11 protein-coding genes and 1 riboswitch are annotated in these 8004 nt (G+C 68.2%); of the genes, 4 read left to right on the forward strand and 7 right to left on the reverse strand.

The annotated features are described in order from the left end of the window. Window positions 1-70: 70 nt before the first annotated feature. The 5 genes from modC to MLD63_RS16085 are packed head-to-tail and all read right to left on the reverse strand — an operon-like array spanning window position 71 to window position 3994. The gene (gene modC, locus MLD63_RS16065) at window positions 71-1156 is read right to left on the reverse strand and encodes a molybdenum ABC transporter ATP-binding protein (RefSeq protein WP_255330933.1); all 1086 of its coding nucleotides are present in this window, start codon (window positions 1154-1156) and stop codon (window positions 71-73) included. Then, window positions 1153-1848 (reverse strand): molybdate ABC transporter permease subunit, encoded by a 696-nt coding sequence (gene modB, locus MLD63_RS16070; protein ID WP_255330934.1) that lies wholly within the window; start codon window positions 1846-1848, stop codon window positions 1153-1155. Before modB ends, modC begins: the two co-directional genes overlap by 4 nt. Next, window positions 1841-2608 carry a molybdate ABC transporter substrate-binding protein gene (gene modA, locus MLD63_RS16075; RefSeq protein ID WP_255330936.1) on the reverse strand — a complete coding sequence of 256 codons (768 nt, stop codon included), beginning with the start codon at window positions 2606-2608 and terminating at the stop codon, window positions 1841-1843. The genes modB and modA overlap by 8 nt, the downstream gene beginning before the upstream one ends. Before the next feature lie 58 nt (window positions 2609-2666). Beyond that, window positions 2667-3032, reverse strand: a complete 366-nt coding sequence (locus MLD63_RS16080; RefSeq protein ID WP_439957679.1) for a winged helix-turn-helix domain-containing protein — start codon at window positions 3030-3032, stop codon at window positions 2667-2669. Then, the gene (locus MLD63_RS16085) at window positions 3029-3994 is read right to left on the reverse strand and encodes a LysR family transcriptional regulator (protein WP_255330937.1); all 966 of its coding nucleotides are present in this window, start codon (window positions 3992-3994) and stop codon (window positions 3029-3031) included. The genes MLD63_RS16080 and MLD63_RS16085 overlap by 4 nt, the downstream gene beginning before the upstream one ends. Before the next feature lie 71 nt (window positions 3995-4065). On the opposite strand from MLD63_RS16085, the gene MLD63_RS16090 reads away from it, so the two are divergent. Further along, entirely contained in the window at window positions 4066-5007 is a 942-nt protein-coding gene (locus MLD63_RS16090; protein WP_255330938.1) for a ring-cleaving dioxygenase, read from the forward strand. A gap of 66 nt (window positions 5008-5073) precedes the next feature. Here MLD63_RS16090 and MLD63_RS16095 read toward each other — a convergent pair whose 3' ends face one another. Further along, window positions 5074-5658 carry an NADPH-dependent FMN reductase gene (locus tag MLD63_RS16095; RefSeq protein WP_255330939.1) on the reverse strand — a complete coding sequence of 195 codons (585 nt, stop codon included), beginning with the start codon at window positions 5656-5658 and terminating at the stop codon, window positions 5074-5076. Between the two features lie 137 nt (window positions 5659-5795). After that, a riboswitch (cobalamin riboswitch) is annotated at window positions 5796-6005 on the forward strand. Between the two features lie 54 nt (window positions 6006-6059). Between MLD63_RS16095 and MLD63_RS16100 the strand changes: the two genes are divergently transcribed. Genes MLD63_RS16100 through MLD63_RS16110 form a run of 3 tightly spaced genes read left to right on the forward strand, consistent with a single transcriptional unit; the run spans window position 6060 to window position 7869 of the window. After that, complete coding sequence (locus MLD63_RS16100) at window positions 6060-6431, forward strand: hypothetical protein (RefSeq protein ID WP_255330940.1); 372 nt, start codon at window positions 6060-6062, stop codon at window positions 6429-6431. Next, on the forward strand, window positions 6428-7204 hold the full coding sequence (locus tag MLD63_RS16105; RefSeq protein WP_255330941.1) for a cobalamin-binding protein: 777 nt from the start codon (window positions 6428-6430) through the stop codon (window positions 7202-7204). The genes MLD63_RS16100 and MLD63_RS16105 overlap by 4 nt, the downstream gene beginning before the upstream one ends. Then, window positions 7201-7869 (forward strand): Dph6-related ATP pyrophosphatase, encoded by a 669-nt coding sequence (locus MLD63_RS16110; RefSeq protein ID WP_255330942.1) that lies wholly within the window; start codon window positions 7201-7203, stop codon window positions 7867-7869. Before MLD63_RS16105 ends, MLD63_RS16110 begins: the two co-directional genes overlap by 4 nt. A 9-nt stretch (window positions 7870-7878) precedes the next feature. On the opposite strand, the gene MLD63_RS16115 is transcribed toward MLD63_RS16110, so the two are convergent. Then, window positions 7879-7995: a DUF2474 family protein gene (locus MLD63_RS16115; RefSeq protein ID WP_255330777.1), complete on the reverse strand. Its 117-nt coding sequence runs from the start codon at window positions 7993-7995 to the stop codon at window positions 7879-7881. Window positions 7996-8004: the final 9 nt, after the last annotated feature.

Consider the following 8004-nt stretch of genomic DNA (forward strand, 5'->3'; position numbering starts at 1 on the left):
TTGATGAGGCCGATCGGATCAGGGGGTGACGATCGCGGCAGACTATCGCAGCGCGCGGGGAAGCGGAACCTCAGCGATGCGCGGAGCCGATGTCGCCCGCATCATGCGAGAACGACTTGACGATCGCGACCAGTCGCGCGCCGGGCTGGACTTGCAGCGCGCGGGCCGATCGTTCGGTGATCCGTGACAGGATCGGTCCGGCATCGGTCATCAGCCGGACCAGGACGGAATGCCCGTCCTGCCGGATCCCGTCAACCACGCCCGGAAGCAGGTTCAGGGCCGAGATCTGTCCCGGCGCCTCTGCCGCCAGCATCACGTCGGGGGCGGCGATGCGCAGGCGCAGCCGGTCGCCGGGGGCCGCGGCAAGCGTCGGCAGGAACAGCGGCAGGCCGCCGGCATCCAGTTCGGTCACGCCGTCGGGGTGATGGGCGCGGACCCGCGCCTCGATGAAGGCGCCGGCATCGCGGCCCGCGCCGGCCAGCGCGGGATCGGCCATCACCTCGGCCGCGGGACCGATTCGGGTGATCCGGCCGTTGCGCATCAGCGCGATGGTTGTGGACAGCCGCGTCACCTCGGACGGCTGATGGCTGACATACAGGATCGGGACCCGCCATTCGTCCCGCAACCGTTCAAGATAGGGCAGGATCTCGGCCTTCAGCGCCCCGTCCAGTGCCGACAGCGGTTCATCGGCCAGGATCAGGCGCGGCGAGGATAGCAGCGCACGGCCGATGGCGACACGCTGACGCTCGCCGCCCGACAGGTTGGCGGGCGCCCGATCCAGCAGCGGGCCGAGGCCCAGCATCTCGACCACCGCATCCTCGGACGCGGCATCGGAACCAAGGGGCGCGAACCAGCGCCCGTAGCGCAGGTTGCGGCGCACGGACAGGTGCGGAAACAGACGCCCGTCCTGAAAGATGACCCCCAGACGGCGGCGATGGGGCGGCACGGACAGGCCGCGCGTGGTGTCAGTCAGCACGGTGCCGTCGATGGCGATCCGCGCGTGATCGGGACGCATCAGCCCGGCGATGGCCGCCAGCACCGTCGACTTGCCAGAACCCGAGGGGCCGTAAAGCACGGTGACGCCCGGTGGCGCCTGAAACGCCAGATCCAGGTCGAAGCCCGCGAAGCGGTGCTGCAGCGTGACGGTCAGGCTCATGCGCCTGCCACCCGGCGCGCGACGCGGCGGGCCAGCCATTCCGACAGGATCAGCGCACCCATCGCCACCGCGACCGAGATCGCGACCAGCCGCGCGGCAGAGCCTTCGCCCCCCGGCACCTGAAGGAAGGCGTAGATCGCAGATGGCAGGGTCTGGGTCTGGCCGGGGATGTTCGAGACAAAGGTGATCGTGGCGCCGAATTCGCCCATTGCCTTGGCAAAGGCCAGCACTGCACCCGCGATCACGCCGGGCAGGATCAGGGGCAACGTGACCGTCAGCCAGACCCATGCGCGCGACGCGCCCAGCGTGCCGGCCGCCTGTTCCAGCCGCGGGTCCACCGCCTCGACCGACAGGCGGATCGCGCGCACCATCAGCGGGAAGGCCATGATCGCGGCGGCCAGCGCCGCGCCGGTCCAGCGGAACGCGAAGACGATGCCGAGATCCTGCAGGACGCTGCCTATCGGACCGCGCGTTCCGAAGGTCAGCAGCAGCAGATAGCCGGTGACCACCGGCGGCAGCACCAGTGGCAGGTGGACGAGGCCGTTCAGCACCTCACGTCCCGGAAAGCGCCAGCGCGCCAGTGCATGGGCGGTCAGCAAGGCCAGCGGCAGACTGCACAGCGTCGCCCACAGCGAGACGCGCAACGACAGGCGCAGCGCGTCCCATTCCGTGGGCGTCAGCCAGTCAGCCATCCGCCTGGATCAGCGTGAAACCCTCGCCTTCGAACACCTGCGCGGCTTCGGGACCGCTCAGCGCGTCGAGGAAAGACGCCGCCGCGTCCCCTGCCCTTGCCACCAGCGCGGCGGGATAGGTGATCGGGGGGTGCGTGTCCTCTGCGAAGGTGCCAACGACCTGGACCGCAGGTTCGGCGGCGGCGTCGGTCGCGTAGACGATGCCCAGCGGCGCCTCGCCGGTCGCGACCAGCGCCAGCGCCGCGCGGACGTTGTCGGCCTGCGCGACGCTGTCTTCGACACTGTTCCACAGGTTCACGCTTTCCAGCGCGGCCTTTCCGTATTGTCCGGCCGGCACGGAATCGACCATCCCCATCGCCAGCTTTCCGCCACCCAGCATCGCGGCCAGATCGGTGCTGTCGTCCAGTGTCGCCGGTTCGGCGCCGCCCTGGGGCGCGATCAGGACGAGGCTGTTGCCAAGCAGGTCCCGGCGGGTGCCCGGTTCCAGTTCGCCCGCCTCATCGACCGCGTCCATCCACTCGACCGATGCCGAGATGAAGACGTCCGCGGGCGCGCCCTGCATGATCTGCTGGGCCAGCGCGTTCGACCCCGCATAGCTGACCGTGACCCGGTCGCCCGTCCGCTCACCGTAATCCGTGGCGATCTGGTCCAGCGCGGTCTTCATCGAGGCAGCGGCGAACACGACGACATCCTCGGCGGCGGCGGGTGTCGCGAGTGTCGCGGCAAGGATCAGGGCAAGGGATCTGGGAAAACGGGTCATGGCAAAGCCTCTGGTTATGTCTCGCCGAACATATCCGCGCGCCACCGGCGCGCAAGTGTTATTTCCGATCGGACATATCGGCCAGCAATCCCCTCAGCTCTGCCAGCCGCCCCTCGTTCACGGCCATCGCCTGAGCGTGGATCTGACGGTAGAGGTTCAGCACCTGCTGCCCGGTTTCCGTCAGCGCCGCACCGCCCCCGCCGGGCCCGCCGCGCGCGCTTTCGACCAGAGGCTCGCGGAACATCGCGTTCATCGCCTCGACCAGCGTCCAGGCGCGCTTGTAGGACATGCCCATTGCGCGGCCCGCGGCCGAGATCGAGCCGGTTTGCGCGATCCCGTCCAGCAGCGCGGCCTTGCCCGGGCCGATCATCTCGCCTTCCTTCAGGTAGAGGCGCAGGAAGAATTCGGGATGCCGTTCGGTCACGCCGCCTCCGCATCCTGCTGCCAGGGACAGCCGCCCGCGAAGGAAGCGGCCAGGTGGTCGATCAGCGCCCGCAGCTTTGCGGGCATCGGCTGGACCGGCGGCCAGACCGCGTTGATCGGCAGGTTGCGCAGCGGCACGTCGGGCAGCAACCGCTCCAGCAGACCGGCCCGGATCGAGCGCGCCACGATGAAGCCCGGCAGGATCGCCACGCCCGCGCCCGCGATGGCCAGATCGCGGATCGCTTCGCCGTTGTTGGCGCTGATGACCTCGCGCACGGCGGGCTGAACGCTGCCGCGATCCAGCCGGAACTGCCACATCGTCGCGGTGTTCACGTTGGCGTAGCCGATCGCCGGCAGACCGTTCAGATCCTCGGGGCGGACGGGACGGCCGTGGCGCTCCAGAAAGGCGGGTGATGCGATGGGAAACGCCTGATCCTCGCACAGCTTGCGGGCCATCAGCGCGCCGTCGCGGGCAGGCCCGATGCGGATGCCCAGATCGAAGCCTTCGCGCGCCAGATCGTGGGCGCGGTCGTCCAGATCGATGCGCAGATGCAATCCGGGATGTTCGGCCGCGAAGGCGGCGAGGATCGGGGTGAGATACAGCGTGCCGAAGCTCATCGGGGCAGAGATCGACAGCGTTCCCCGCAATTGCTCATCACCGCCCCATGCCGCGCTTTCGACCGTGGCCGAAAGCTCCGACAGCGCCGGACGCAGCCGCTGCGCCAGACGCTCGGCCGCCTCGGTCGGCATGATGCGGCCCGCGTTGCGACGAAACAGCGCCGCGCCCAGTTCCAGTTCCAGATCGCTGATCCGCTTGCTGACCACGGATTTCGACAGGTTCAGCCGCACCGAGGCCGCCGTGACCGTGCCAAGCTCCAGCACCGTCAGGAAGGTCGTCAATTGATCCAGATCGTAGCGCATGTCCGAACGATATCCGCGCCGTTCGCCCTTGTCGAACACCATGTGCGCGGGTCGGGGTCTGGTCCCGAGCGGCCCGGGTCCCGACATTGGGATCATCATAACGGAGGCACATCATGGACCTGACCGGTATCCACCACCTGACCGCGATCACCGCGCGGGCAGCAGACAACAACCGCTTCTACACCGACACGCTCGGCCTGCGCCGGGTGAAGAAGACGGTGAACCAGGACGACACATCCGCCTATCACCTGTTCTACGCCGATGGCGCGGGCAGTCCGGGCACCGACATCACCTTCTTCGACTGGCCTGCCACGCCTGAACGGCGGGGAACGAACGCGATCACCCGCACCGGCCTGCGGGTCGATCCCGACAGCCTCGACTTCTGGGCGGCCCGTCTGGCCGACGCGGGACTGAACCATGGCGGCGTGACCACCCTGGACGGTCGCTCCAGCCTCGATTTCGACGATCCCGAAGGGCAGCGCCTGCGTCTGGTCGCGGCCGAAAGCACCGGCGCGCATCCTTGGGACAACAGCCCCGTTGCGGCCGAGCATCAGATCCGCGGGCTGGGACCGATCACGATCTCGGTTCCCGAACTGGCCCCGACCGAGGCGATGCTGACGCGGGTCATGAACATGCGCCGCGTGCGCGACTATGCCAGCCCGGATGGCCAAGGGCAGGTGCATGTCTTCGAGATGGGTGAAGGCGGCGCGGCCGCCGAGCTGCATGTGGCGGTCCAGCCGGGCCTGCCCACGGCCCGGCAGGGCGCGGGCGCGGTTCACCACGTCGCCTTCCGCGTGCCCGATGTCGAAGCGATCCACGGCTGGACCGAGCGGCTGAAGGAGTTCCGCGTTCCCAGCAGCGGCGAGGTCGAGCGCTTCTATTTCCGCTCGCTCTACTTCCGCGAACCGGGCGGCGTCCTGTTCGAGCTGGCCACCGACGGGCCCGGCTTCGATGTGGACGAACCTTTCGAGACGATGGGTCAGTCGCTGTCGCTGCCGCCCTTCCTGGAGGACCGCCGCGCCGAGATTGAGGCGAAGCTAAAGCCGCTCGACTGACACCGGATCACGCAAACGAAAGGGGCGCCGCGATGATCGCGACGCCCCTTTTTCATGTCCTGCCGATCACGCGTTGCGCGCGGCCTTGGTGGCGTTGGCCCACCATGCCAGTTCATCCAGCGTGGATTTCAGGCTGGGCTGCAGGATTTCGTCCACCTCGGACATCGGGCCGTTCTTGCCCAGTGGGCTGACCTTCATGAATTCGCCGCCGCCCAGATGCACCGCGTTGCGCAGGGGCACCATCTGCAATTCGACCGCGATGCCGCGCAGATGCTCGATCCCGCGCGCCGCACCGACCCCGCCATAGCCCATCGCGCCCATCGGCTTGCGATTCCACTCGTTGTAGGCCTGGTCCAGCGCGTTCTTCAAAGCGCCGGTGATCGAGTGGTTGTATTCCGCGGTCACGAACAGATAGCCGTCGAATTCGGCGATCTTCTTCTGCCAGGCGACCGCCTTGGGGTCTTCGGACGGCATCCACGCATTCGACGCCTTCTCGTTGAAGAACGGCAGGTCGAAGTCGCGCAGGTCGACCAGCTCGAAGGTCATGTCGTCGCGCTTCTGCGCGTTTTCCAGAAGCCAGGCCGCGGGCTTGTCGGCAAAGCGTGCCTCGCGGGTCGAGCTGATGATGATGGCGATATGCGGTTTGGTCATGGTCAGGTCCTTTCGTCTCAGGATGTCTCGTCTTCAGGTAAGCGCCCCGAGGCGTTCGGCACAGCAAGGGTGTCGCGAACCCGGTGTTTGCTTTGCGCGAACGCTCGCGCTTTCGATGGACAGGTCGCGACGCTCGTGGCAGGGTCGTGACCGATGGTGTCCGGCCCTCCTCGGGTCGGCTGAATAGGGAATGCGGTGCGGGGCCCCTAAGGTTCCAAATCCGCGACTGCCCCCGCAACTGTAGGCGGTGAGCGACCTCGACAAGACCACTGGCCCCGCTTGGCCGGGAAGGGTCGGGGAAGCGGTGACCCGCAAGTCAGGAGACCTGCCATCGGGGGCGCGTCGGCAGACGCGTCTTACGTCAACCCGGGCGGACGGAACCGGAGGAAGGACGCGAACAGATGGAAAAGATGACCTCGCATGTCGATCGGGACGTGCCGCCCTGCGCCAGCGCAGGCGCGACGGCGCAGGACAGGCCGGCTTCGCTGGCGGAGGACGTGATCGCACGGATCGGTCAGGGATCGATGCCGCCTGATCGCGCCCGCGAGTTGGGCGAATTCGCCTATCTGCACTGGCTCGCGCGCCTGCCCGGCGACGAATCCTACTCGGCACAAGCGCAGCAGGCATTGCGCAGCGCCGCGCCCGCCGTCCCCGCATCACCCGCGCTCGGCATCTTCTGCGAGATGCTGATGGCCTCTCTCGCCCGACCGATCCAGCCGCTGCGACTGACATCTTGCGAAAATGCGCCGAGCGACGCGCGGGACAAATCATGAGGCGCTTTCCGCCCGAACGCATCGTCTGCCTGACAGAAGAGACCGTCGAGACGCTGTATCTTCTGGGCGAGGATCACCGCATCGTCGGTGTGTCGGGCTATGCCGTCAGGCCCGCCCGCGTGCGGCACGAAAAGCCGCGCGTCTCGGCCTTCACCTCGGCCGACATACCCAAGATCCTCGCGCTCGAGCCGGATCTGGTGCTGACCTTCTCGGACCTGCAGGCGGACATCGTGGGCCAGCTGATCCGGGCGGGTGTCACGGTCACAGCCTACAACCAGCGCGACATCGCGGGCATCCTTGCGATGATCCGGCACTTGGGCGCGACCGTCGGCGCCGCCGATCGGGCCGAGGCGCTGGCGGACAGCTATGTGCGACGACTGGCCGACATGGCCGAGACGACAGCAGGCAGAGCCCAACCGCGGGTCTATTTCGAGGAATGGGACGAGCCGATGATCTCGGGCATCCGCTGGGTCTCCGAACTGGTCGAGATCGCGGGCGGGCGCGAATGTTTTCCCGAACTGGCACGATGCGGCGCGGCACGTGACCGCATCCTGACCTCCGATCAGGTGATCGGGGCCGCGCCCGACGTGATCCTCGCCTCGTGGTGCGGCAAGAAGGTCCGGGCCGAGAAGATCGCGGCGCGGCCGGGCTGGGACAGGATCCCCGCCGTGCGCGACGGCCGCATCGTCGAGATCAAGTCGCCGCTGATCCTCCAGCCGGGACCCGCCGCCCTGACCGACGGGCTGGACGCGATCCGGGCCGCCCTGTCGTGACCCGCCGCCCTGCGGTCCTGTCGTGGTCGTCTGGCAAGGACAGCGCGATGGCGCTGCACGTCCTGCAGGGCGATCCGGTGCTGGACGTGAGTGTGCTGGCGACGACGACGGTCGAGGGCGCGGACCGGGTCAAGGTTCACGGCACGCGCACCGCCATCATCCGCGCGCAGGCCGCGGTGCTTGGGTTGCCGCTGGTCGAAATACCCCTGCCCGACCCCTGCCCCAATGACATCTATCAGGACCGCTTCGCAAAGGCCGCGCGGTCGCTGGCGGATCAGGGCATTCGGGACTGGGTCTTCGGCGACCTGTTTCTGGCCGATATCCGCGCCTTCCGCGAAGCCCAGATCGCGGCCCTGGGACTGACGGCGCATTTCCCGCTGTGGGGATTGGACACGACGACCTTGGCGCGGCGGATGATCGCCGAGGGCATCCGGGCACGGGTGGTGGCGATGGACGCGACGCGGATGCCCGAGACGCTGGCGGGGGCCTTGTTGGATGCGGATTTCCTCGACCGGCTGCCCGAGGACGTCGATCCCTGTGGCGAACGGGGCGAGTTTCACACGATCGTCGGCGACATGCCGGGCTTTGCCGCGCCGTTGGCGCTGACGCCAGTCGGAACGCGGCGCGAGGGTGACACGATCCTCATCGATTTCGCGCTGGCCTGACGACAGCGTTCAGGCGATCCACATGCGCAGGATCAGGGCGACGGTGCCGACCGCCGCGACACCGGCCAGCCACAGCAGGCCGAACCAGCCCAGCCGGCGGAGCCAGGTCTTGGGCCGCTTCGCCATCAGTGATAG

It is taken from the genome of Paracoccus albicereus, from assembly GCF_024359525.1.
In the GTDB taxonomy this organism is placed as follows: domain Bacteria; phylum Pseudomonadota; class Alphaproteobacteria; order Rhodobacterales; family Rhodobacteraceae; genus Paracoccus; species Paracoccus albicereus.